Source organism: Marinobacter sp. AC-23 (genome assembly GCF_001858325.1).
GTDB lineage: Bacteria > Pseudomonadota > Gammaproteobacteria > Pseudomonadales > Oleiphilaceae > Marinobacter.
Window position 1 is genome coordinate 1 of the sequence record NZ_MBPP01000004.1, and the last position, 23853, is coordinate 23853.

22 protein-coding genes and 2 pseudogenes are annotated in these 23853 nt (G+C 53.7%); 17 read left to right on the top strand and 7 right to left on the bottom strand.

What is annotated here, in order from left to right; all coding sequences use genetic code 11:
* Window positions 1-355, top strand: a 355-nt coding sequence (locus BCA33_RS02870; RefSeq protein WP_175469686.1) for an IS30 family transposase, incomplete at its 5' end; no start/stop codon positions are given.
* 101 nt (window positions 356-456) lie between these two features.
* Here the strand turns inward: BCA33_RS02870 and BCA33_RS02875 are convergent.
* The 3 genes from BCA33_RS02875 to BCA33_RS02885 form a co-directional block, all read right to left on the bottom strand.
* Window positions 457-1650, bottom strand: a complete 1194-nt coding sequence (locus BCA33_RS02875) for an O-antigen ligase (RefSeq protein WP_139172864.1) — start codon at window positions 1648-1650, stop codon at window positions 457-459.
* Between the two features lie 326 nt (window positions 1651-1976).
* Window positions 1977-2417, bottom strand: a complete 441-nt coding sequence (locus BCA33_RS02880; RefSeq protein ID WP_071263358.1) for a pilin — start codon at window positions 2415-2417, stop codon at window positions 1977-1979.
* Window positions 2418-2763: 346 nt separating this feature from the next.
* Window positions 2764-3258, bottom strand: coding sequence for a pilin (locus BCA33_RS02885; protein ID WP_083394616.1), 495 nt, complete (start codon window positions 3256-3258; stop codon window positions 2764-2766).
* 399 nt (window positions 3259-3657) lie between these two features.
* On the opposite strand from BCA33_RS02885, the gene pilB reads away from it, so the two are divergent.
* From pilB to BCA33_RS02945, 16 genes and pseudogenes are all read left to right on the top strand, one after another.
* Window positions 3658-5373: a type IV-A pilus assembly ATPase PilB gene (pilB, locus tag BCA33_RS02890; RefSeq protein ID WP_071263362.1), complete on the top strand. Its 1716-nt coding sequence runs from the start codon at window positions 3658-3660 to the stop codon at window positions 5371-5373.
* A 2-nt stretch (window positions 5374-5375) separates the two neighbouring features.
* Window positions 5376-6596 carry a type II secretion system F family protein gene (locus tag BCA33_RS02895; protein WP_071263364.1) on the top strand — a complete coding sequence of 407 codons (1221 nt, stop codon included), beginning with the start codon at window positions 5376-5378 and terminating at the stop codon, window positions 6594-6596.
* Window positions 6597-6688: 92 nt separating this feature from the next.
* Window positions 6689-7562 (top strand): annotated as a pseudogene (locus BCA33_RS02900) (A24 family peptidase).
* 5 nt (window positions 7563-7567) lie between these two features.
* Complete coding sequence (gene coaE, locus BCA33_RS02905) at window positions 7568-8176, top strand: dephospho-CoA kinase (protein WP_071263424.1); 609 nt, start codon at window positions 7568-7570, stop codon at window positions 8174-8176.
* A complete protein-coding gene (locus BCA33_RS21195) occupies window positions 8148-8747 on the top strand; it encodes a hypothetical protein (protein ID WP_254774133.1) in 600 nt (199 codons plus the stop codon). Before coaE ends, BCA33_RS21195 begins: the two co-directional genes overlap by 29 nt.
* 80 nt (window positions 8748-8827) lie before the next feature.
* Window positions 8828-9244, top strand: coding sequence for a hypothetical protein (locus BCA33_RS21200; RefSeq protein ID WP_254774134.1), 417 nt, complete (start codon window positions 8828-8830; stop codon window positions 9242-9244).
* A 32-nt stretch (window positions 9245-9276) separates the two neighbouring features.
* Window positions 9277-10019 (top strand): annotated as a pseudogene (gene tsaA / locus BCA33_RS02915) (tRNA (N6-threonylcarbamoyladenosine(37)-N6)-methyltransferase TrmO).
* A gap of 43 nt (window positions 10020-10062) precedes the next feature.
* Window positions 10063-10575: a hypothetical protein gene (locus BCA33_RS21205; RefSeq protein ID WP_254774135.1), complete on the top strand. Its 513-nt coding sequence runs from the start codon at window positions 10063-10065 to the stop codon at window positions 10573-10575.
* Window positions 10575-11195 (top strand): histidine kinase dimerization/phospho-acceptor domain-containing protein, encoded by a 621-nt coding sequence (locus BCA33_RS21210; protein ID WP_254774136.1) that lies wholly within the window; start codon window positions 10575-10577, stop codon window positions 11193-11195. The genes BCA33_RS21205 and BCA33_RS21210 overlap by 1 nt, the downstream gene beginning before the upstream one ends.
* The gene (locus BCA33_RS21215) at window positions 11170-12420 is read left to right on the top strand and encodes a response regulator (RefSeq protein WP_254774137.1); all 1251 of its coding nucleotides are present in this window, start codon (window positions 11170-11172) and stop codon (window positions 12418-12420) included. Before BCA33_RS21210 ends, BCA33_RS21215 begins: the two co-directional genes overlap by 26 nt.
* A gap of 17 nt (window positions 12421-12437) precedes the next feature.
* Window positions 12438-12665, top strand: coding sequence for a DNA gyrase inhibitor YacG (gene yacG / locus BCA33_RS02925; RefSeq protein ID WP_139172866.1), 228 nt, complete (start codon window positions 12438-12440; stop codon window positions 12663-12665).
* Between the two features lie 69 nt (window positions 12666-12734).
* The gene (locus BCA33_RS02930) at window positions 12735-13295 is read left to right on the top strand and encodes a YfaZ family outer membrane protein (protein WP_071263366.1); all 561 of its coding nucleotides are present in this window, start codon (window positions 12735-12737) and stop codon (window positions 13293-13295) included.
* A 161-nt stretch (window positions 13296-13456) separates the two neighbouring features.
* Window positions 13457-15646 (top strand): hypothetical protein, encoded by a 2190-nt coding sequence (locus BCA33_RS02935; RefSeq protein ID WP_071263368.1) that lies wholly within the window; start codon window positions 13457-13459, stop codon window positions 15644-15646.
* A gap of 103 nt (window positions 15647-15749) precedes the next feature.
* Entirely contained in the window at window positions 15750-16472 is a 723-nt protein-coding gene (locus BCA33_RS02940; RefSeq protein WP_368087208.1) for a glucosaminidase domain-containing protein, read from the top strand.
* Window positions 16400-16672 (top strand): hypothetical protein, encoded by a 273-nt coding sequence (locus BCA33_RS22650; protein WP_368087209.1) that lies wholly within the window; start codon window positions 16400-16402, stop codon window positions 16670-16672. Before BCA33_RS02940 ends, BCA33_RS22650 begins: the two co-directional genes overlap by 73 nt.
* 38 nt (window positions 16673-16710) lie before the next feature.
* Window positions 16711-17622: an acyltransferase gene (locus BCA33_RS02945; RefSeq protein WP_071263370.1), complete on the top strand. Its 912-nt coding sequence runs from the start codon at window positions 16711-16713 to the stop codon at window positions 17620-17622.
* A 20-nt stretch (window positions 17623-17642) separates the two neighbouring features.
* On the opposite strand, the gene BCA33_RS21220 is transcribed toward BCA33_RS02945, so the two are convergent.
* From BCA33_RS21220 to BCA33_RS02960, 4 genes are all read right to left on the bottom strand, one after another.
* The gene (locus BCA33_RS21220) at window positions 17643-19346 is read right to left on the bottom strand and encodes a LuxR C-terminal-related transcriptional regulator (protein WP_254774138.1); all 1704 of its coding nucleotides are present in this window, start codon (window positions 19344-19346) and stop codon (window positions 17643-17645) included.
* On the bottom strand, window positions 19337-20329 hold the full coding sequence (locus BCA33_RS21225; protein ID WP_254774139.1) for a hypothetical protein: 993 nt from the start codon (window positions 20327-20329) through the stop codon (window positions 19337-19339). Before BCA33_RS21225 ends, BCA33_RS21220 begins: the two co-directional genes overlap by 10 nt.
* Before the next feature lie 163 nt (window positions 20330-20492).
* Window positions 20493-21854, bottom strand: coding sequence for a DUF1329 domain-containing protein (locus tag BCA33_RS02955; RefSeq protein WP_071263372.1), 1362 nt, complete (start codon window positions 21852-21854; stop codon window positions 20493-20495).
* A 33-nt stretch (window positions 21855-21887) separates the two neighbouring features.
* A complete protein-coding gene (locus tag BCA33_RS02960; RefSeq protein WP_071263374.1) occupies window positions 21888-23732 on the bottom strand; it encodes a DUF1302 domain-containing protein in 1845 nt (614 codons plus the stop codon).
* Window positions 23733-23853: the final 121 nt, after the last annotated feature.

Here is a 23853-nt window from a genome sequence, read left to right on the forward strand (position 1 = left end):
CATCATCCGTGAGTTAAGGCCGATCAGAGGGGCTGTACAGACGCTGACATTGGACAACGGTTCTGAGTTTGCAGACCACCCAACATTTAGCAAAGCACTGTCGCTAACATCGTATTTCTGCGACCCTTATCGGTCCAGTCAGCGCGGCACCAACGAGAATACGAATGGCCTTTTGAGGCAATATTTTCCGAAAGGCACTGACTTCGCCAAGGTATCCAGAAAAGCCATCAGGCAAGCGGTAAACAAACTGAATAACCGGCCACGAAAACGGCTGGGTTATCGCACACCGGCAGAGGTTTTCTGGGGCGAATACTCAGGAGGCTTGGATACGAGCGGTGCTGCACTTAATACTTGAATCCAGGAACAAAGGCCCGAGGGTCGAAACCGCCGGGCCTTTGGGAATCACGTCAGGCCATGTGTGCCTGTCCGTGATCATTCAGTCCATGATGATCTATTCTATTCAGGCATTTGACTGGGATGACGCGGAAAATTTCCATGAAACCAGAATCTCGGTAACGTACCCGCAGGTACGCTCTCATAATAAAACTTTAGATCGTCTTCCATGGCTTCATGATAAGCCGACACCTCAGCCAACCAATAGAAGCCCGCTCCTCCGGAGGCTAAAACCACCGTAAGTGCCGCTACAAACCTTTTCCCAGTGCGCCCCTTACGGGTTACAGGCAACATATCGGGTGCTATCAGCGCCCAGAACACAGAAAGTACGAGAAACCCAATCAACATTGAGCCCGGAGCCATGAATACGGCTGAAACAGCCGCATGCAGCAGGGCGGCCGAAACGGAAGCTGTAAACGCCGCCAAAGACAACGCCAGTGGACCGCCACCAGCAACACGCGCTTCAGCTCGCCGGTGCCAGAATAATCGCACAGCCTGCGCAACAAACAGCATAAGTGCGCCCATAAACAGCCACCCGTACTCTGCGGCCCACATCAGGTACATATTATGAGGGTGGCCGAATTTACGAGACTGCTGGTACTCCTCAGTAAGCACCTCATGAGTCAACCAGGATTGCGGCCCCATGCCAAAGGGGAAGTTTTCAAGGCTCATGCGCCAAGCTTCAAGAAATAACGGCATTCGTCCAGACGTAGTGGAACTCAAGGAGCGCATGCTCACTTCATCCATAATGAACGAAGGGATCATTACGGAGAGCAGCAGCCAGGCCAGCACGCCATAAGCCAGATAGCGCAGAAACACCCGCAGCCAAGGCAACGCAGGCCGCCCAATCAGCAACGCTGTCAATACCACACCAAAAGCAATACCCAACATGCTACCCCGCGAGGTAGAAAGAAACTCGATCCACCACCAAAGCGCAGCGCCAAGTGCTACCAAAAACCGCCAGAGCCGCTCGTCTTTAAGTGGCCCTATAAGAACAGCCAGGGGCAAGAGCGGTAACAGCCAGGTTGCAATATGACTCCAATACCGGATGCTCACAAAACCCCAAGGAATAAAATTCGATAAGTTTGTCACCTGATCAGAAAGAGCAAACATATAAACCGTTATGGTGGCACCACCATAAAAAACGACGATAACTGCGGCTACACTAACCAGAGCAACTGCTGAATACCGCCTCTGCTCGTCGCTTTTCAGCACACAACCCAAAAGCACGAAACCAAGAAAGAATGCGGCATACATCCCGGGCTCGACCCAATTATAAGGAGCCACGCGGAACGGCAGCGCAAGCAGAACAAATCCTACCGAAATCAGAATTGCAGGCCATATATACCTGAACAGCGCCCACCCGTGTCGATACACTAAAATCGTTAGGCAAAGACAACGGCCAGCCCCAGCAGGCCTGCCAATATAAACCGCTGCGACGCATAACCACCAAAAGGCAGCGGCAAAAAGTCCGCAAATAAGACACAGAAAAACACAGCAGCAACCAATAGCCAAAGCGCTGCATTCCAAGCTGTTCGCATTATTTCCTCACGCTCAAGAAGATAGGAACTGAACGGACACACTCATAACCGACAGCCCGGCGGCAAATAGGACGACTTCCAGGTTGATGCGACGCCTGTGTTATCGATAACACACTCCCACTGCCCTGCGGTATTGCGATCAAAGCGCAGAATCAAGCCTGACACATCTGGGTGAGCGTTGCCGCTCATGGTCACTTGCAACTGACCTGAACCGTCAGAATTGAGCGTGCCGATGTTGGTACCGAGATCACCGCTTGTCAGGCTGGAAGGGCTATAGCCGATATCGCTATTAGTAACATTTCCATTTGAGCCAACACGCCCTTCGAACGGCGTTTTATAAGCTGACAACTCGCCTACCGCGCGGCTTACCAGGGCTTTCACTACGTAGCTTTGATAAGAGGGAATTGCTACGACAGCGAGAATACCGACGATTGCCACAACAATCATCAGTTCTATCAACGTAAAACCGGCTTTTTTAATCATATGTGATCAGGCTCTGGCAGTTGGCTTAAACTCTTGAACAGCAATATATGGGCCATCAACCTAGGCCGGAATTACACAGGCTAAGCTGTGCCCAGGCTAAGCTGTGCCTGTCCATGTTCAATTTATGAAGACCTATAATTCCATTGACATAAACCCGCAATAAACGCATCAGAAACAACAAAGGCCCGAGGGTCGAAACCACCGGGCCTTAGGGAATCAAGTCAGACTAAGCTGTGCCTGTCCATGATCGCTTTAATCCAAACGGAAAAGTCCGGAAGCTACGCATCCGGACTTTTAAGGGCTGAGCTGTGACTCAAAGATTCACAAACTGTCCATCAGCTCAAGTTCACGACGGCTGACAACCACTCGGGGCAAAACTGTCTTTCCAGCCATCGGTCGGCTCATCAGTTATATAGCAACTCCATTCGCCACTGGCCGAACGCGACCAATTAATTTTTGCGTTTCTGACCACGGCATTTGCACTTCCTCCAAGCTGGGCAACCAGCACTACGGCCGGACCGGCAGGGTTGGTAATTGTAAATCCAGCAGCAGCGACAGCATCAGTGCCAACTCCAACTAGATCTGAGCTTTCAACATTGAAGCCTACGTAACCGTCGTCCCCTGTAGTTGCTGATAGCGTAACACCTCGGTTGAGCAGTTCCTCAGCCGAGGTACGAACTGATGATATCTCCGCCACAACTCTGCTAACCTGAGAGCGAGCCGTATAATCCTGATACTGCGGAATGGCGATTGCCGCCAAAATACCAATGATCGCAACAACGATCATCAGCTCGATCAGCGTGAAACCCTTCTGGGCGTGATTGATTTTCATGTTCTTCATATTCGACCTCTGCATTTGTCGTTAAGAAACTCTAAATGGCCCGGGGCCGGTGGAGCTTTGCCCCGCAACCGGTTTTTTTGAGCCTAACGAGTCCTTAGCACCCCCCGTGCCAACTCAACAAAAAAGAAAGCCAGACTATATTAATCAACCACCTAGGCCTCACACACCTCTATAAAACGACAGATCACCACCATGACCAGAGAGCCGCTCCCGGTCATTCGCTGACAATATTTGTCACTCGCCCTCTATTGTCACGCCTACCTACACCCATAAACCCAACTCGAGTTAGTAGCCGCGATTCGGCCACACACCTTTCCAAAGCCAGACCAGCCATCTAAACTCTCTGCCAACCAACAAAACCTCATTTCAGTCACACAGGCAGTATTCTTAACCTCATTTATGACTACTAACAAAAGCAACATCACGCTGACCGGCCTGGCCCGGCGCTTTGTGGACGACGGACTTCTTGATGAAGCAACCGCCAAGGATGCCTTCATTCAAGCGTCCCAAAACCGCATCCCGCTGATTACATACCTCACCCAGAACAAACTGGCAGACAGTTCTCGGCTGGCTTTTTCTGCTGCGATGGAGTTTGGGGTATCGGTTTTAGACCTCTCATCTTTCCTGCCGGAAATGATGCCAGAGGGTGTGGTCGACGATAAGTTGGTGCGAAAGCACAACGCGCTTCCCCTCTACAAGCGTGGCAATCGCCTTTTTATTGCGGTGTCAGACCCCACCAACATTCAGGCGCTGGACGAGATTAAGTTCAACACTGGCCTGAGTACCGATGCGGTTCTGGTAGACGATGCCAAGCTGCGGGAGGCCATCGACAAATACTTGGACTCCCAAGACTCCTCCATGGGTGATCTGGACGATGCAGATTTAGAGGGCGTGGAAACCGAAGGTGGCGAGCAGGACGATGACGACGCGGTGGCTTCAAATGAAGTAGACGACGCGCCTATCGTAAAGTACGTGAACAAAATGCTGCTAGACGCCATTCGCGGTGGCGCTTCAGACGTGCACTTTGAGCCTTACGAAAAAACCTACCGCGTGCGTTACAGAACAGATGGCATTCTTAAAGAGATGTCGCGGCCTTCCATTAAACTGGCCCCGAAAATCTCTGCGCGCATAAAGATCATGGCCCAGCTGGACATTTCCGAGCGCCGGGTGCCCCAGGATGGCCGGATTAAGATGAAGCTGTCCAAAACCAAGGCCATCGACTTTCGGGTGAACACCCTGCCTACGCTTTGGGGTGAGAAAATTGTGCTGCGGATTCTGGACCCCAGCCAGGCAAAGCTTGGCATTGACGCACTGGGCTATGAGGAAGACCAGAAAGAGCTCTATATGGCTGCGCTGGCGCAGCCACAAGGCATGATTCTGGTTACCGGGCCGACGGGTTCTGGTAAGACTGTATCGCTGTACACTGGCTTGAATATCCTTAACACGGCGGATATCAACATCTCCACGGCGGAGGACCCGGCGGAGATTAACCTGGAAGGCATTAACCAGGTTAACGTGAACAACCGAGTTGGCTTGGGCTTTGCTGAGGCGCTTCGTGCGTTTTTGCGACAGGACCCGGATGTGATCATGGTGGGTGAGATTCGGGATCTTGAAACCGCCAACATTGCTATCAAGGCGGCTCAAACCGGCCACTTGGTTCTGTCTACCCTGCACACAAACAGTGCCGCAGAAACCCTCACCCGCATGATGAATATGGGTGTGCCGGCGTTCAATATTGCAACCTCTGTGAGTTTGATCGTTGCTCAGCGATTGGGCAGGCGCTTGTGCAGTGCATGTAAAAAGCCGGGGGAGGTGCCAAAAGACCTGCTTTTGGCCGAGGGGTTCACACAGGAACAAATTGATACAGGCTTCTCGTTGTACCACCCCAAGGGCTGTGATAAATGCAATGGTGGGTATAAAGGCCGCGTCGGTATTTACGAGGTGGTTAAGGTGACTGAAACGCTGGCGAGCATGATTATGGAAGAAGCCAGCTCCATCAAAATTGCAAAGCAGGCTGAGGCCGAAGGCTTCCGGAACTTGCGCCATTCAGCACTTTTAAAGGTGATGGAGGGCGTGACCAGCCTTGAGGAAGCCAACCGCGTGACGAAGGATTAAGCATGGCAGAGAAAGCGCAAAAGCTGGAATCGTACATATGGGAAGGCAAAGACCGCAAAGGCAATAAGTCCAAGGGCGAGCTTAACGGGTCTAGCCTATCCCTGGTTAAGGCCCAGCTACGTAAACAGGGCATTATTCCGGACAAAGTGAAGAAGAAGCCTAAGCCTTTGTTTGGTGGTAGCAAGAAAATCACCCCCTTTGATATTGCTATGCTCACCCGGCAACTGGCCACAATGATGAAAGCGGGCGTGCCACTGGTTCAGAGCTTCGATATTGTGGCAGATGGACTTGAGAATAAGGGCTTGCAAGAGCTGGTGATGTCTATCCGGAATGATATTTCCTCCGGTACCAGTTTTGCGGGTTCGCTGCGCAAGCATCCCAAGCACTTTGATAACCTGTACTGCAATCTGGTGGATTCTGGTGAGAAGGCCGGTGCGCTGGAGAAGATGCTGGACCGTATCGCTCTTTACCTTGAGAAAACCGAACTGCTAAAGAAAAAAGTAAAAAAGGCGATGACTTATCCCGCTGCCATCGTAGTCGTGGCCATCATTGTGACCGCTATTCTTTTGGTGAAAGTTGTTCCACAGTTTGAAAGTCTGTTCCAAGGCTTTGGTGCGGAGCTACCTGTATTTACCCAAATGGTTGTTAGGCTATCTGACTGGATGCAGACTTGGTGGTTTGTGGTGCTCATAGGAATTATGGGTACGATCTTCTTGTTCAAGGAAGCTAAGCGCCGTTCACAGAAGTTCTCGGATTTTGTGGACAAATACGTGCTTAAACTGCCTGTTGTGGGTGAAATTCTCGATAAATCGGCGGTGGCCAAGTTCGGGCGGGTTCTGTCTACCACGTTTGCTGCGGGTGTTCCGCTTGTGGATGCACTGGACTCGGTGGCAGGCGCTACGGGCAATGCGGTTTATCGGGATGCAATTCAACGCATTAAGAACGATGTTTCTAGTGGCACACAGTTGCAGGCTTCCATGCGGCAGCAGGATGTTTTCCCGGTAATGGCGGTGCAGTTGACGGCCATTGGTGAGGAATCCGGTAACCTGGATGAGATGCTTGAGAAGGTGGCAGTGCACTATGAAGCGGTGGTTGATGACATGGTGGATAACCTGACTGCGCTGATGGAGCCGATGATTATGGCTGTGTTGGGTGTGTTGGTGGGTGGTTTGATTATTGCTATGTACTTGCCGATCTTTCAGATGGGGCAGGTTGTGGGGTAGGAGTTGCCTACCCTCCCCCTCTCCCCCGGCCCCTCTCCCGCTGGGGGAGAGGGGAGTAGAGATTAAAAAAAAGAATCACTTAGAGTTTTTGAATGGCTACATTAGATATCTTCTTTTCGACCCCCTGGCTTTTTTATCTCACCGTTACGTTCGTCTCTCTGTGCATTGGCAGCTTTTTGAATGTGGTGATTCTGCGTTTGCCGAAGATGATGCATCAGGATTGGCGTTGCCAGTGTGAGGCGTTTTTGGAGATTGCTAAGGATCAACGCAAACAGGAGGCGCCGGTAACGCTTTCCAGCCCTGCTTCTACCTGCCCTTCTTGTGGCCATAAGATCCGCGCCTGGGAGAATATTCCGGTTATCAGCTACGTGTTTCTTGGCGGAAAATGTAGCGGGTGCAAAGAGCCTATTTCGATTCGCTACCCGATCATAGAAGCGGTAACGGCTTTGTTTTCTGTGATCACTGCGGTGATTGGTGGCCCTACCGAATCCACATTATTTGCGCTCCTATTGGTTTGGGCATTGGTTGCCCTTACGGTAATCGATTTCGACACACAGCTTCTGCCGGACAGCATCACCCTACCCTTGATGTGGCTGGGGCTGGTGTTGAGCTACTTCGGGTACCTGGGCGATTTTAACAGCGCGTTTGCCGGTGCGGTTTTTGGTTATCTTTCTTTGTGGTCTGTGTACTGGCTGTTTAAGCTGGTAACGGGTAAAGAAGGCATGGGGCATGGTGATTTCAAGCTGCTGGCTGCTTTGGGCGCCTGGCTTGGGTGGGAATTGCTGCCGGCGGTGATTCTGCTTTCATCGGTTGTGGGTGCCGTTGTAGGTATTAGCCTAATGATTTTCAAAAAGCACGGGCGGGAGGTGCCTATTCCTTTGGGCCTACCTGGCCGCTGCGGGTTTGCTGTGTTTGTGGTTTGGGGTTGAGATTCAGGCATTTTGGTATGGGCTGCTCGGGGTTTGACAGGTTTGGCTGATCAGGTGGTTATAGGTTTAACAGGCGGCATTGGGTCGGGTAAGTCCACTGTTGCACGGCAGTTCGGAAGCTTTGGCGTGCATTGGGTGGATGCAGACGACGTGGCCCGTGAGGTGGTGGAGCCGGGTACGCCGGCGCTGGCCGCAATTGCGAAGCATTTTGGAAAAGACATTCTCACGGATGGCGGGGCGCTGGACCGGGCAAGCCTTCGGCAGATCGTGTTTGAGCAGCCAGAGCAACGTGCGTGGCTTGAGAGCTTGCTGCACCCGATCATTCGTGAAGAACTGACTCGCCAGCTTCATCCGTTGGACTATGCTTTACCCTATGTACTGCTGGTCTCTCCTCTGCTTCTGGAAACCGACCAGCACCAACTGGTGGAGCGGGTGCTGGTAGTGGATGTGCCGGTGGATGTTCAGATTGAGCGCACCATGGCGCGGGATACCAATTCCCGTGAGCAGATAGAGCGTATTATTGCCGCCCAGATGCCCCGGGACCAGCGACTGGCCCAGGCAGATGCCATAATTGACAACAGCCAGCCCTCAGACAGGGTTTTAGCCGAGGTTTGCGCGTTGCATGAAGCGTTCATTGTGGATTTTGGTTGAGCGGTTCTGTTGGGCTATTACCGCCCTACTCCTCGGGTTCAGTGCTAACAGTTACAGCATGGGCCCCATATTTGAGGTGGAGAGACGCTCCATCTCAGACACTCTGACACCTGAAAATCTGCCACTGTCGTTTTATACGTTTGATCCAGATGAGTACTGGGCCAAGCCACGAGAATCTTACTGGATGGATTTCAGTAACTTTATTTTGCGCCAAGAGCGTATTCAGGGGCCAAAGGTTCAGGCCCTTGGGCAGTGGGCGGATCGGACTCTCTCTGGCGAACCCCATAACCTCCCCCATAACGAGAGTTATTTGCGCGTTGGCTTCGCGACTAAATCAGAGCATGGCGACCCTGCCCAGTTTGACCCAGAAGTGCGATTTCGGCTGGATGTCCCGACCACCAAACGCAAACTGCGCCTGGTTATCGAAAGCGAAAGCGATGAGCTGATTCCCTTGGCAGAACGCCAGCGCAACCGGCAGTTAACAGAAGCCGAACGCACAGACACTCAAACCACCGGTGCTTTTCGGTATATTTCACAAATTGGCGATGCATCAATCTATCCAACGACATAGGGGCCCGCCTGCGCCTTCCTCCGGATGCCTTCTGGCGGACGACAGCGGAGAAACGCTGGAAGGCAGGTGCCGACTGGGCCATGCGTGCGCAGCAGCGGTTTTATTACTATCACAAGGATGGCTGGGGCGCCCGCACCTGGTTCAGTGCCAGCCGATATGTAGGTAATGGGTGGCGGTTCTGGTCTTCCTCGGAGCTGGAGTGGGTGCACAGTGACAAACAATTTGAGGCCGCGCAGATTTTTGGTACCGACAAGCGCCTCAACAATCGATCTACCCTTACTCCGCGTATCGGTGTTCTTGGTGAGAGCCAGCCTGGCTGGCGCACCACGTCGGCATTTGCTGACCTCACCTGGCGTTACAGGCTACACAGTGACTGGTTGTTTGCTGAGATCATTCCTGCGCTCACTTTCCCCAGGGAAAAACATTTCAAAGATCAGGCCTCGATGCTTTTTCGCGTAGAAATGTTTTTTTCCGGTAGGATTAACCCGGACTTCTAGTACTCATACACGCATACCGCAAATTAAGGCCTATGCCCAGACACCATTCTATTCCTGCTGCAGATGCTTTGGCTCTGTCACCCATTGCCCTCACTCGATCCTGCTTTAAGGACAAATTTGGCGTGCCACGCCAACCGGGGCTCACCCGGCACGCCAGAGCAGACCTGATTGTTCAGCCACCGTATGACCGGGAAGATGCTTTCCGGGGCCTGGAAACGGCCAGTCACCTGTGGCTGATTTTTCAGTTTCACGAAGCCGTGCGAGCACAATGGCGGCCGGTGGTTCGGCCACCTCGCTCGGCGGTAACTCAAAAATGGGCGTGTTTGCCAGCCGCTCGCCGTTCCGCCCCAACAGTTTGGGGCTCTCGGTTGTTCGCAATGAGGGGCTTGTTCGCATAGATGGCCAGTTGGCGCTGCAGATAAGCGATCACGACCTGATTGACGGCACTCCAATTCTGGATATCAAACCTTACCTGCCATTTGCAGATTCGGTTCCGGATGCTGCTCTGGGTTGGGCTGAAACTGCGCCCACCGAAAAACTGGACGTTGTCTTCCTGCCGGAGGCTGAAACCCAGCTTGCGGGCCTGGCGAATGCGCAATATCCCGATTTGAAGCTATTGATTACCGATGTGGTTAGTTACGACCCTCGGCCTTCGTTCCGCCGGGGCCGCGATGAGGCGCGCATTTACGGGGCGCATCTTTATGATCTGAACGTGCGATTTCAGTTTGTGAATGAACATTCATGGAAACGTGTCGAAGTGCTAACTGTCTGTTAAACTCTCGCTGACGATTTTTTAGTCGACACAGGGAATTTGTGCCTTGCTTTCAAACCGGTTTTTCACGCGCATGGGTATTCGGCCGCTCGCAATGCGGCTGCTGGTGTATGTGTTGCTGTTCAGTTTGGTGATCTCGCTGATAGCCACTGGCGTGCAGATGATTGGTGAATTTGAGCGCCGCAAATCGGATGTTCAGGAAACCCAACAAAGAGCCGCTGGGCTTGTCTCTGGGGGCATGAGCAACAACATCTGGCTGATGAACTTCAGCGAGGTGGCCAATAGCCTGGATGACATGCGCACCGTGAAGGCCATTCAGTACGCCCAAGTTGTGACCTCTACCGGTGAAGAGTTCAGCACCGGCAGCTACCCGGAAGGCCGGGTTATTTCACAAACCTTCTCACTGGTGTTCAACCGTTCCACCTACCGTGACCCGGAAAACATGGGCAGCCTGACCATTACCTCGTCGATTGAGCAGGTGTATTCAGAGCTTCGCAATGGCGCCCTGATTAACCTGTTGTTCCAGTCGCTTATGGTGATGCTGGGCACGTTGGGCTGATGGTGATTGTTCGCCTTACGCTCTCACGCCACATGGAAACCATGGCAGATTACGCGGCACGGTTGAATCTGGACGCACTGGTGGAGCCATTGCAGCTAAAGCGCAAGGCACCCAAAACACCCGATGAGTTATCAGAGCTTGAGCACGCGCTCAATAAAATGCGCTTGCAGATCCTGGAAGACACTCGCTCGCTGCGGCAAACCACTATTCAATCGCAGGGTGAGCGGGACGAAGCGATACGGGCCAACCGCGCTAAAAATCAGTTTTTGGCCAACGTGAGCCATGAGCTGCGCACCCCTCTGCAGTCGGTTCTTGGCTACGCAAACCTGCTTACCGACACGCCACTGGATCAAGAGCAACGGGAATACGTGCACACCCTTCTCAGCGCCTCGGAGGGCCTCTCGTCCATCATCAACGACCTGCTGGACATCTCCAGCATGGAAGCGCAAAAGCTGGTGCTTGAGCATATTCCGTTCGACCTGCGGGAAACCCTGAACGACCTGGTGCACATACTGGGCGGGCGTGCCCGGGAAAAAGGCCTGGCACTGGAATTACGTATTGATGAGAACCTGCCTTGGGCCTGCGGGGGATCCAGTGCGGATCCGCCAGGTGCTACTTAACCTGGTATCCAACGCCATCAAATTTACCGATTCCGGGCATGTGCTGATCAGCATTGAAGTGCTCGGGCGCCGGGATGAAAAGGTTCGCCTGCGTTTGGCGGTGGAAGATACGGGCATTGGCATCAACCCGGAAGATATTCCTCTGGTGTATGAGCCCTACGTACAGCTGGGCCAGAGATTTCAGCGCCAACTGCCCGGGGCTGGGCTGGGGCTGACCATTTGTCGCCAGCTCGTCAATTTGATGCAAGGCTCGTTGGATGTGGAAAGCCGGCCTGGTGAGGGTTCTACTTTTTGGATTGAGCTAACGCTTCCCACGGCCCCGGAAAGCACATCGCGAGTGCGCCCCGATGCGCGCATGGTAACCGGTAAGCGGGTTTTGGTGGCGGATTCCTATGAGCTGTCCCGCAAGATTACGCTGGAAATGCTGTCGCGCCACGAGGTTCACATTGAGGCGGTTAAATCGGCTGGCGAAGCGCTCACATCATTACGCTTGGCGTTTGACAGCAAGGAGCCGTTTGACGCCATTATTCTCGACGGCTTTTTGCCAGACATGGACAGTGATTTGTTGTGCCGGCAGGTTCGTGGCAACCCGCTATGGACAGACATGCGCCTTCTTATCCTATCTTCCAACCCTCAGCGGGGCGATGCAGAACACTTTCGCCAGGCCGGCGCCGATGCGTTTCTCAGTAAATCCCTGAGGGAGTCTTGCCTTACCCCTATTTTGAATCAGCTGTTTGAGGACGCCAAAAAGAACGACCGGCGTTTTCTCACACGATTTTCACTGCAAGCCGCCGGTGATACAGAGAAACGCCGTGAGCTTACCTCTCGCCGCATGAAGGTGCTGCTGGTAGAGGACAACCCGGTAAATCGCACATTAACCCGCCGGCTGTTGGAGAAACTGGGTTGCGATGTAATGACCGCCAATGATGGTGAGGCGGCAACCAGCCTTTGGCAATGGCACCCGTTTGATCTTATATTTATGGACTGCATGATGCCGAAGGTTGATGGCTTTGAAGCCACCCGGCGCCTTCGTGCATGGGAGGCCACCCATAAGCATTCGCGTGTGCCTGTGGTGGCGCTGACTGCCAGCGCCATGGAAGAGGATGAAGAGCGTTGCCGCCGTGCCGGCATGGATTCATTTGTTGCCAAGCCTGTCAATATTGAAATGCTACGGGCTGTTCTGGAACAATACGCCCACGGTACTCCCGCAAAAGCCTCCGTTTAACGATTTGAAAGGTTCACATGAACGTAGAATGCCCCACCTGCAAAAAATCCGTGGAATGGACTGATACCAATACCTGGCGCCCATTCTGCTCAGAACGCTGCAAACTGATTGATCTTGGCGCCTGGGCCAACGAGGAATACCGGGTTCCGGCAGAAAACGCTACCCAGACGATTTTGATCAGGGCGGCGAGACTACACAGCACTGAGCCTTCGGCCCGTGGTTACCGCGGCCTTACAGGCTTGTAAGTTGTGGTACTGCGGGTAGCCCGTTACCATTCGCACCATTACTCGCACCGCAATCAAGAAGGTAAAAGAATGAAAGTATCCCGTATTTCTGTGTTGGCTCTTTCTTTGGCTGCCGCTCCAGTACTTGCAAGCGATCTGGACTTGAGCCTGACCAACGATTCTGTAAAGGGACAGGTCAACTTTTTTGGTAACAACAGCGATCTCCAACTAGGTACCGGCTATACCTACGTTGAAGGGGGCCGTCATATTGGCAACGTGGATTTCCATGCCCAGGGTCGCACCGCGCTGGGCAATCTGCCCACAACCGCAGGTATCGGCATGCGTGCAATAGGCTGGGATAGCGACCGTCTTGATGGTGGCGCTGTAGGCCTGGGTGGCTTTGCTACTGTGAACATCCCTGATGTACCGGGCCTCTCGTTCACTGGTGGCTTGCACTATGCACCACGAATCCTGTCGTTTGGTGACTCGGAAGAGATGACCAGCGTCGAGTTCCGTGGCAGCTATCGTGTCATCCGCAACGCTGAGCTGTTTGCCGGTTATCGCTACCTGAATACCGAACTGGATACGCCATACCGGGGTGACATCAACCTGGATGAAGGCGTTATGGCCGGTATGAAGATTTTCTTCTAAAGCTGCCTTCTATCAGATGCGGGCGCCCTATTCCGGGCGCCTGTTTCGTGCCCTCCCTCACGCTTTACCAAAACCTGCACTGCTAAACTGGCCATTGGCACTCTCATGCACTCTCATGACTGCCAACACCACCAACACCGCTTTAGCACGGGCAGCCTGATATGCGACTGACACTGGGGTTTCTTCTCTTCTCTGCGATTACGCTCACAGCCGCATGCAGCGGTGAGTCTGCAATTGAAGGTGCCCGAAACCAACCCAACTCTTTTACCGGCAGCAAAAACCCCACCACCGATTTCAGCCCCGGCAGCACGGGCGATTCCAGCAACAGCGGTGGGCTCGCAGCCAATGAAGTCCGCATCACCATGGAAGTACCCGCCAGCTTGGCGCCAAACGGTGAACCCACACGGCGCAACCTTCGCATTGTTCAACCAGACAACATCCGCGTATACCAAACAGACCGCAGCCTGCAGAACCTCGGTGCTCCGGCATCCAGCACCCGAATAGACAACAACGGTTTTACCGTTATCACGTTTGAGAACGGGCAGCCTTTGGCACCAGATGTGATCATTGAGGCGCAGTATGGCAATGCCACCCTGCGGGCATTGGCGACCGATGCCGATCGGGACATCAAGGTTAATCCGTTTTCCGAATACTTGGTGCGCAATACGCTTACACAATACTCCCCTGGCGAATTTCAGCGCATTCTGGACTGCGCGAAAGAGACCGGCGGCTCCTTGTGCCTCAACAAATATGTCTGGCCTGCCCTGGCTGACCAGGTTCACGATTTCGAAATTGACATTCCAACCGGGGCCAGCGTTGCAGGCGCACTGGATGTACTCGCCCAGCGCTCAGACTTTACCAACTATGTGGCCTCGGTGGCGGATTACGCACTGCTGGAAGATCAATCCTCGGGCAACATTTCTGCAAGCTCGGCAGACTACAACTCCGTTTTTATGGGCATAGAACTGGGGCAGACCTTTCTTGAGAGCAGCTTTTCCGGGTCTGGCCAGTGGGGCATCCGTATGGGGCGCGAGGAGTCGACCGGCACCGACACCCAACCGGCTTATAGTTACCCCGGGCTCACACTGGCGAGCCTTGATGTTTTCAACATCAACGTCACCTCTCTTGCCACGCAGATTCCGTACGACCGTAAAACGCTGATCCACAAAAACGGCAACGACTTTTTTACACGGGGCGCGGAAACCTGGGCATTGAATACTCATTCGTCTGCTCCCGGGGCCGCCACGCTGGATAACGATGTTCGCTTACTGGCTGGCCGAGCGCTTTATCAAAGCATTACTGACAGGAACAGTTCCAGAACCATTGGCTGGACTCGCAACCCCTACTTTCTGGACGCTTATACAGGCGGGGCCGGCGGCACCAACCTTGGCCCGGATCGCGCGCTGGCAGGCTACTTCAGCGCCGGCAAAGCCATTGAACTGGAATCGGAGAATGGCAAGCTCGCACGCAAAAAAGACTTGGAAGCCCATTACCTTTCAGCGTTGGAACTTAACCTGCTACGGGAGGAAGGCTTCGATGCTGGGATTCTGAACGGTCGCGATTACAACATGGTCTATTTGGCTACGCGATTTTCGGAATCCACGACACCGATGCAGATTGAATCAGGATCTGGTTCATGGCAGGTGCGCGCAGATTCCGGCAACAGCACCATTACTCAAACACAAACCTATACCACGCTGAGCCGGGACAGCTCCGGTGGAATCCTGGTGGGCGGTGCAGGCAGTCGCTCGGACAGCTGGACCCTCAGCCCCCGCACCGCACGCTTGAGCACCGGCGATAAAAACATCGGCCGGCTTAACCTCGATGTTAACAACCCGGCTGGGCCTTTCGGCCAACCGGATCTGGGCGTGGGCGCCAGTGTGCCAGATGGCTCATTGCTGGCCTTTAACCTGACCAATGCAGCCTCCTACAGTGACGTCATTGGTAATGGACTGCTCATTGCTGCAGAGAAAGCCTCTTCAGGTGCTCCAACATCCGGGCGTTACCGAGTTCAGGGCTTTGTTCTAGGCTTGGAGGACGGCTTCAACCGACTCGTGCATTTGGATAACGGCATCCTGAACCTTTCTGGCAGCACCGCGAACCTGAGCAGCAGCACGCTTGAAGTACTGTATGCCGTTGGTGACGAAACCGTTTCGGTACCTATGTCAGCGCAACGGGTTACAGCGCTTGCGTACACCGATGGAGGCAATGGACAGGTTCATTTCAGCGCCGGAAACCTATCACTCACCGGCTTTGTGACGGCGGATCAGACCCAGTTTTTCCTGGTATACCGCGACACGCTCCACGGTGAAGAACGCCGCGGCCTGATGATCGTGACTGAGTTGCCATGAACCCTCAGATAACCCCGTTCGTACAACCTGTTATAATCGTGAACCTATCGCCCGGTGCGTATAAGCTTACCTGGCATACAAACAGATTGTGACGAGAGGTTTTATGTTTCCCGCAATGCGCTCGCTAATGCTGGTTATTCCCCTGGTGGCTTTCGCCATCGCAGGCAGTCTTTACGTACCTTCGGATCGTTCAGGTGGTGGCTATAATAGCGGCTCGGAACCCGCTTTGAGCTCCCTCCCAACTCTGCCGACATGGGCCCGCGCGGATCTGCCGGATTTCTCGGGTTATCGGGATACCACTGAAAAGAAAGTGGCGTTTTTCTCGTTTCTCTACCCTCGTATTGTACTTGCCAACTCCCGCATCCTGATTGAACGGGATTATCTTGATAGCCTCACCCGCAAGGACACTTTGTCGAAACAAGAACACACCTGGCTTACCGCCCAGGCCAAGCGTTTGCGTGTGGATGAAGAACCCGGTACTCCAGAGCAGTTCTCTGTGCTGAGAAAACGGCTGGATGTTATTCCGCCTTCCCTGATTCTGGCACAGGCGGCGAATGAGTCGGCGTGGGGCACCTCACGCTTTGCTCTACGTGGCAATAATCTTTTCGGGCAGTGGTGTTTTTCCAAAGGCTGCGGCTTAGTGCCGCTGAGCCGTGTTGAGGGTGCCAGCCACGAAGTGGCAGCCTTTCCGTCGCCCTACCACTCGGTGCGGGCCTATGTTCAGAACCTGAACCGTCACGGGAGTTACCAGGGTTGCGCGACACCCGCCTGGATGACAGAGAGGCCGGCGACCCACTCTCCGGGCTTTCCCTTGCACGGGGGCTGATCAGCTATTCAGAGCGGGGGGAGGAATATGTTGATGAAATTCGCTCGATGATCCGCTATAACAACCTTGAATTCTACGACACTGAATTTCGCAAGATTCTGAGTGATCGCAGCCCATCGCACCTGAAAAGCCTGGCATCGGCAAGCGCGGAACGGGTTCTGCTTCCCGGCCAAAGCACAGACTCCTCGGCCGAAGGTTGAGCGTTCACTAACTCCCTGACAAACAGAGACGTTTTCGAATGTTTTATTTTTTGCCTGCGCCGCTAAAGGGAACCCTGGCGACCCTGCTTGTGCTGCTGAGCACCCTTGTGCTGTTCCCGTTCCTGATGCTGTTTGCGCTGCTTAAGCTGGCGCTTCCCGTTACCGCTCTTCGAAAAGGCTGCACGGTGGTGCTGAACACCATTGCCCGGCTATGGATAGGGTTTAACAACCTGGTGATGGATGTCCTCCACAAGATCGACTGGGACGTGCGGGGCGCACAGCACCTCAGCAAAGAGCACTGGTATTTTGTGACCTGCAATCATCAGAGTTGGGCCGACATACCCGCCATACAGTATGTGCTTAACAGCAGGATTCCACTGCTCAAGTTTTTTCTGAAAAAGGAGCTTATTTGGGTTCCGTTGCTTGGCGTTGCCTGGTGGGCACTGGATTTTCCATTTATGCATCGCCACACCAAGGAGCAGATTGCCAAGAGGCCAGAGCTGAAAGGCAAAGATATAGCAGCTACTGAAGCGGCGTGTGAGAAGTTCCGCTATACCCCGGTAACCATTTTCAACTTTATGGAAGGCACCCGTTTTACGCCTGCCAAGCACCAACGCCAGAACTCTCCTTTCAAGCACCTGCTTAAGCCCCGTGCCGGCGGTACAGAGTTTGTTTTGGGCGCCATGGGCGAAATGCTGAATACCATGCTAGATGTGACGATTGTTTATCCTGGGGAGCAACGCGTGGGTATTTGGGATTATCTGTGCGGGCGTATTCGCAAAATTGTGATTGATATCCGGGTAAACGAGATCCCGCCGCAATTTTTGGGAATGGATTATGAAAACAACCGCGAAACCCGGGTGGCGTTTCAGCGCTGGGTGAGTGAACTGTGGGCTGAGAAAGACGCCCGCATTGAAGCCCTCAAACATGAAGAGCTTTCGGCTTCTTAAGCGCGATTACCGCAAACTTATTACAGCAGCCCGAGCTCCCGGGCCCGCACAATCGCCTGGGTGCGGGAGCGCACTTCCAGCTTGGCATTTATTCGCCGAGCGTGGGTTTTGACGGTATGCAATGAGATGTGCAGCTGGTCTGCTATCGCCTGATTTGACAACCCTTTGGCGATCAACCCCAGCACGCCTTGCTCGCGCTCACTGATTGGCTCGGCCAATAGGGCGGGCAACACCTCCCCGGTTATGTCAAAAAGCTGGCCTAAGGCTGCCCGGAAAGGCGTTTCAGGCAGTTGGCCGTAGGCTTTTTGCATGAGTTCATCAAGCTCCCGCTTCAACTCGGCAAACGGGCTGATGAAGTGCTCTTTTTCCGCCTCGGATATCACCGATATAAGTTTTTTCTGCCCAGCGACCACACCTTTATCTTCGCTGATGAGTATAGCGTCCAATAGACGCATGTGAAGATCTACACCCCAAGGAATGGCTTCATTATAGCGTTTACGTGTGTTGGCGAGAGTTTCACGGGCTTTTACGGTTTCGCCCCGAGCGAGATCCAGCCGCACCTGAAGACAATCCAGTAACCCCGGCATCATCGGGAAGAGCTCTGGCACACAGCCGGCGTCACGGTATGGCTGCAATTTGACAAGAGCCTGGGCAACACTTTCCAGCTGGTTCTGCGCCAGCCAACAGCTGGCTTTTAGCGCCTCAAGCACCGGCACATAGAGGGATTCGTCCACCTGCCATGTGTGCATGATTCGCTCTGCCCTTCCAATCCAGACAAACGCGTCTTCCAGGCGGCCTTGAGAGCGACATATTAGCACCCTGATGGCCATGGCGAGCAGCAGCCCAAGATCACGTGCCTGCTCGGCATGACGGCCGCAGGCTACCAGTAACCGATCCGCCTCGGCGTACCGCCCTTGGTGCCAAAGCACGAGCACCAGATTTAACTGAAGCCGAGCCTCGCCTATGCGGGCGGGGCGAGCCATCTCCAGTACGGCTGTGTCCAAGCCGGTTCGCAAAAGCTGCTCGGCATGTTTGAGTGCACCCTTACCCAGCTCAATGCGAGCATGGGCGTACACGGCCAGTGCCTCTGAGCCAAAGTCGCCCGCCTCTCTCGCCAAGCGAGATGCCGCGCGATTGGCCTCTCGGGCTTCCGGGAAGCGCCCGGATGCGCACAGAGCGCTGGCACGAACCATTTGGGTAACCAGTTGGCCCTGGGGCGAAGAACCTCCCCCAGCCAAGGCCCGGTCTGCCATTTCCAACGCCGGCGCTACCTGCCCCTCCCCACGCATGATAAAGGCTTTAAGAGCACAAATTCGGGCCTCATATTCCTGGTAATTTTCTTTGCTCATACCGTCAATCAGCGCCTGCGCCTGCCGAAACTGACCGCCAATGGCGTGCACCCAGCTATACACGATTCTCAGCCTGGGGCTGCGTTCGAGCAAATGCGCCGGAAGGCTTTTGCGCAAGCGCAACAACGAAGCCGTGTCTTGCCCAAGCAGTAACGCTTCAGACCCCTCAGACGCAATGCGGATAACTTCTTCAGTGTCTCCGGCCAGCAGCGAGTATCTCAGCTCCTCAGGAAACTGATTGCGGCTGCCGAACCATCGGCTCGCAGCAAGCATCCGGTCGGTATAGCCAGCCATTACCGGGTTTTTCAACCAGTCCATCAAGAGTGGGTTGAGTCGGTACCAGCGCCCCCCACCCGGCATGACCCTTACGGGCAAGCTCGATCACAAACCTCCGATGGCAATAAAACGCCACCTGGAATCAGGGGCTTAAGTGACAAAAGCAGCTCATCGGAGCAAAGCCCGAGCTCCGCAACTGCTCTCAAAGAACGCACCTGGCCGGGCGCCAGATTGCCCAACACGGATTCTTTCAGAAAACGCTCGACACCGGGGGTTTCGGAAACCGCATGCCTTTCGGAGCTTTGCAGAATATCCCGGCGATAGAGCGCAAGCGGCGTGGGCCACCCCTCCGTGAGGTCGTATAGATGGTCAATTGTCACACTGGTTAGTTGCTGATCACTCAGCACATCCCGGAAGAACTCAAAAGTTTCGCTTCGGCTGAACTCGAGATTTTCGGACCCTATGCGGGCAAACCGGTTTTCCAACTCCAGCGCATGGGTTTCATAAGGCAGGGCCTGCCTTGAAAGCATGGCAATCGAAAAGTGAGACGGTATATCTACAACCAATTGCTGAAGCAGGGCAATGGCCGCCGGGTTTGTGATGTGATGGAGGCCATCCAGAACCAAAATAGCCGGCGGCTCTTCCGCTGTTTTTTTCAGGGCCAGAAGCATGATGGAGAGGGCATCAAGGAACGTGGCGCCACCACGCAAGCTGCTTTCGCAGGATTCGGGAATATTTAACGCCACAGACAACAAACTGAGAAATCGGGCTGGTGCGTTATCTTGGGAATTGAGCGTCAGCCAACGAACATTGTGTTCATCGATCCCGGCCGTCCGAACGCCCATGGCTAAGGTGTGGGATTTTCCATAACCGCAGGGTGCGTCAATAAAAAGCACGCCGCGAGGCGTCAATGCATCGGCGACCAACGCGGCCAAATGAGGCCGCGCCAATGAGTGTGCAGGCAGGGCTGGCACCTGCAGTCTCTGCTTGAGCAAATCTCTTACAAGCTCGCCCCGCTGGAGCCCACTGTTAGCTGACTGAAACTCGTCATTAGCTGCATTGCCATCATTGAATGATTTCACACGCTGCCCCGGATACGCCTTTAGTATGACAGGGAGGTTAAACTAATTAAGGGGCTGGCTGCAAAGTTTTGACGTGAAAGGTATTTGTTCAGTGACGTTTTTCTATCACAAAAACAAAAACGACGGGCCAAGGCCCGCCGTTTCTGAAGATCAACACCCCCGTTTAACGGGTTCCAGCCCTGCGTAGAGCAGCCGGAGTGTAATCTCTGGACTGACGCTCAACACCAAACTGGTACGGATCGACTTCCTCGTTTGTCAGACCCAGAACCAGATAGCGGCCAGACAATAGATCGTACAGGGTTTCAACCGCATACCAGGGAACGATCTGATCGTAAAACTGCATGGAATGGGCTTCTGCCACACGCCAGAGCTCACCACGCCCATCGTAATGGTCGATGACCGATGCCTGCCAGGTGTCTTCATCAATATAGAAATCACGCTGAGCATAAATATGGCGCTCGCCTTCTTTCAAGGTTGCGCGCACGTGCCACACTCGGTGGAGCTCGTAGCGAGTCAGATCCTGATTGATATGGCCAGGTTTTACGATCTGGTCGTAAGTCAGATTCCGATCAACCAGCTTGTAGGAGTTGTACGGAATGTACATTTCCTTCTTGCCAACCAGCTCCCAGTTGTAGCGGTCTGGTGCGCCGTTGAACATATCGAAGTTATCTGACGTACGCATGCCGTCAGACGCAGTACCCGGTCCGTCGTAGGCAACCTGAGGTGCACGGCGAACACGACGCTGGCCAGCGTTGTATACCCAGGCACGACGCGGCTCTGCAACCTGGTCAATGGTCTCATGAACCAACAACACGTTACCGGCCAGGCGCGCCGGAGCGGTGATGGCCTGCTTGAAATAGAACAGCACGTTGGCATCCTCACCCGGGCTGTAATCTTCCAGATAGGTCCGCCAGGTCAGCTCATCCTGAAATTTCACGATGGAGTAGGCGCCGTTGGCGGTAGGCGTTGCCTGCCCAACGTTGCGTTGCACCGAACCACCACGATAGCGCGTAATGTGGTTCCAGATTGCTTCCAGACCGTTCTGCGGGATTGGGAATGGCGTTGCGGTCTGGTAGTTGCCCAGACCGTTACCGTCCTTGATCAGCTCTGTACCCGTCGCATTCTTGACCGTTTCATCCATGACGTCTTTCGGATAGGCAGCCGTACGATGAGTCTCGTAAACCGGAAGCACATAGTCCGGGTATTGCTTGATCATTGCTACCTGCCCGGGGGACAGCTTGTCTGCGTATTCCGCTATGTTGCTCTGATCAATGGTGAACTGGGGTGTCTCATCAGGAAACGGATTCACATAAATGCCGTCTCCCTTGTAGCCAGCGGGGGGCGTTGTCAAACCCCCTGTCCACGCAGGAATAGCGCCGCCGTTACCGGCTTTTTCTGCGCCCATCGGTGTCAGGGAATCACCGAGCTTGGCTGCCTCCTCGGACGACACCGCAGCCCAGGCCTGGCCGGCTACTACACTCACAGCCAGAATACCTGTAGCCAGTAATTTTTTGTTCAGCTTCATTTAAATTACCTCGTTAAACGAATTCTTGGCGATTCAGAATGAGTAAGAAACACTGGCACTCACAAAATCACGATCTGTCAGCTCGTTATACGGTTTACCACCAAAAAAGTTGGTGTAACCGATGTTACCTGTAATCCTGTTCTGATACACCGCCTGAAGGGAGAGGCCAATAGCCTTATTACCTTCGTTGAAGGCACCGCCCGGCTGCGGGCTGTAACCTTCCACATCGTGGCTCCAGGCTATCTGTGGAAACAGATTTATCCCTGCAATTGCGCTCGAGTAATCCCAAACCAGCCGTGTACGATAGCCCCAGGAGAAGTCTGTGGTGAAGCCGTCATTGGTGCAATTACTAGTATTAATGTTTTCAGCCGCACCTCCTTCGCCTTTACAGAGATCTCCAGTGGCAAGCGGCAGCGTACCTATACCAAAAGTACCTGAGCGGCCATAACGAGCTTCATCAAGGCTCGGCAGATCATGAATATAAGTTGCACCAAACTCTGTGATCAAAGTCAGGCGACTTGCACCCATTACCTGATCGAAGAATTTTATCAGCGTAAACTGAGCCTGAGACACGCCAAATCGATCATTACCCGACACCCTTGAGCCAGGCACCAAAGTTCCCTGCTCTTGCTGGCGCTGTTTTTCAAGCTTGCTCAGTACTTCTCCATTTGGACCACGCTTCTGCAAACCACCGAAGATCAGCTCAAAAGCATTCCATTGCAGTGGCACTTTATCACGATAGGAGTATTCCGCACCCAGAGACCAGCCACCCGGCGTGCTGGTATTGACGCTGATGCCGTAAAGGTCGATATTCTCTGGGTATTCAATGAAGTACGACGGAAAAGGACTGCTGGAATCCTTGATGGTACCGCTCACATACGGCAAACGGCTATTATATTTGATGTAATAAAAACCAAACTCAGAATCGTTCAGCGCAGGAACATACCAGCGCATTGCAACCCCGAATTGATCTTTGGAATCTGCTTCAACGTCTCCAAGGCGAGGCGCTACGAAGCCCTGGGCCTGAGCCTGGGAATCCGACAACTGGCCAGCCAGCAATACAGGGCCACAGCCATCAGCCGCGAAGTCGTTGGTAGAGAAGAATGTCCCGCAATAGTCAGGACGAACCGGTTCCCAGTCTGTCTGAACGAAAGCCTCTAATGTAACGCTCTCTGTGACACCGGCCGACACGTAGAACATTTCAACCGGCAAAAGAGCGTCTTTCAGCTCGGACCCAGGCGCACGAAACGCGGGCACGTCGACCGGATTGATGGTGTTTATACCGCCCTGAATAAATGTGCTCTCACCCCAGCTCAATACCTGTTTGCCGTAACGTGCGCTCACGGGAACGTTACCCAGGTACCAGTCGGTGAATACATAGGCGTCAAGAATTTCGCCACCGGAGGCATAATCCTTCGCGTCGCTGTTGAGTTCACGCCGCTGCCCGACATAGTCCGTTGCGCGGTTCTCATCTTTCAGTTCAAAGTCGTACCAGTAACGACCGCGCAATAAACCACCAACCCGGGTCAGGTACTGACTATCGACTGCATAATCGAGGAACAGCTCACTGTTACCTTTTACGATTTTCGAGTAGGTGTCACCCTTTTCAAAGTTCAGGTTGCCGTCGTCGTAGTTATTGGTTGATGCGCCCGTGGTGGTGTTGGCAAATTGCGGCCCCAGGTTACCCTGGGCAATCAGACGCTTATCGCGATCTTCAACTCGCCAACCAGCCCCGGCTGAGAGCGTGGTGTTGAATTGGGCTTCCACATCCCCAAGGTAGAAAGAGTAAGCAGATGCTTGGCCAGAAAGGCCAGCTGCAACGGCCACGGCAAGCGGCAATTTTGCCCAACGCTGCCATTGGTGTGTTTTTCTTGTCATTGGAAGGCTACTCCATTGTTGTTCTGAGTCGCTGCTCTGATTATTGGAATTCACGAATATGTTGGAGGCTTCATGCACAGTGCTCGTGATGTAAGCACTATAGCTAACGCTGTCTAGTGCT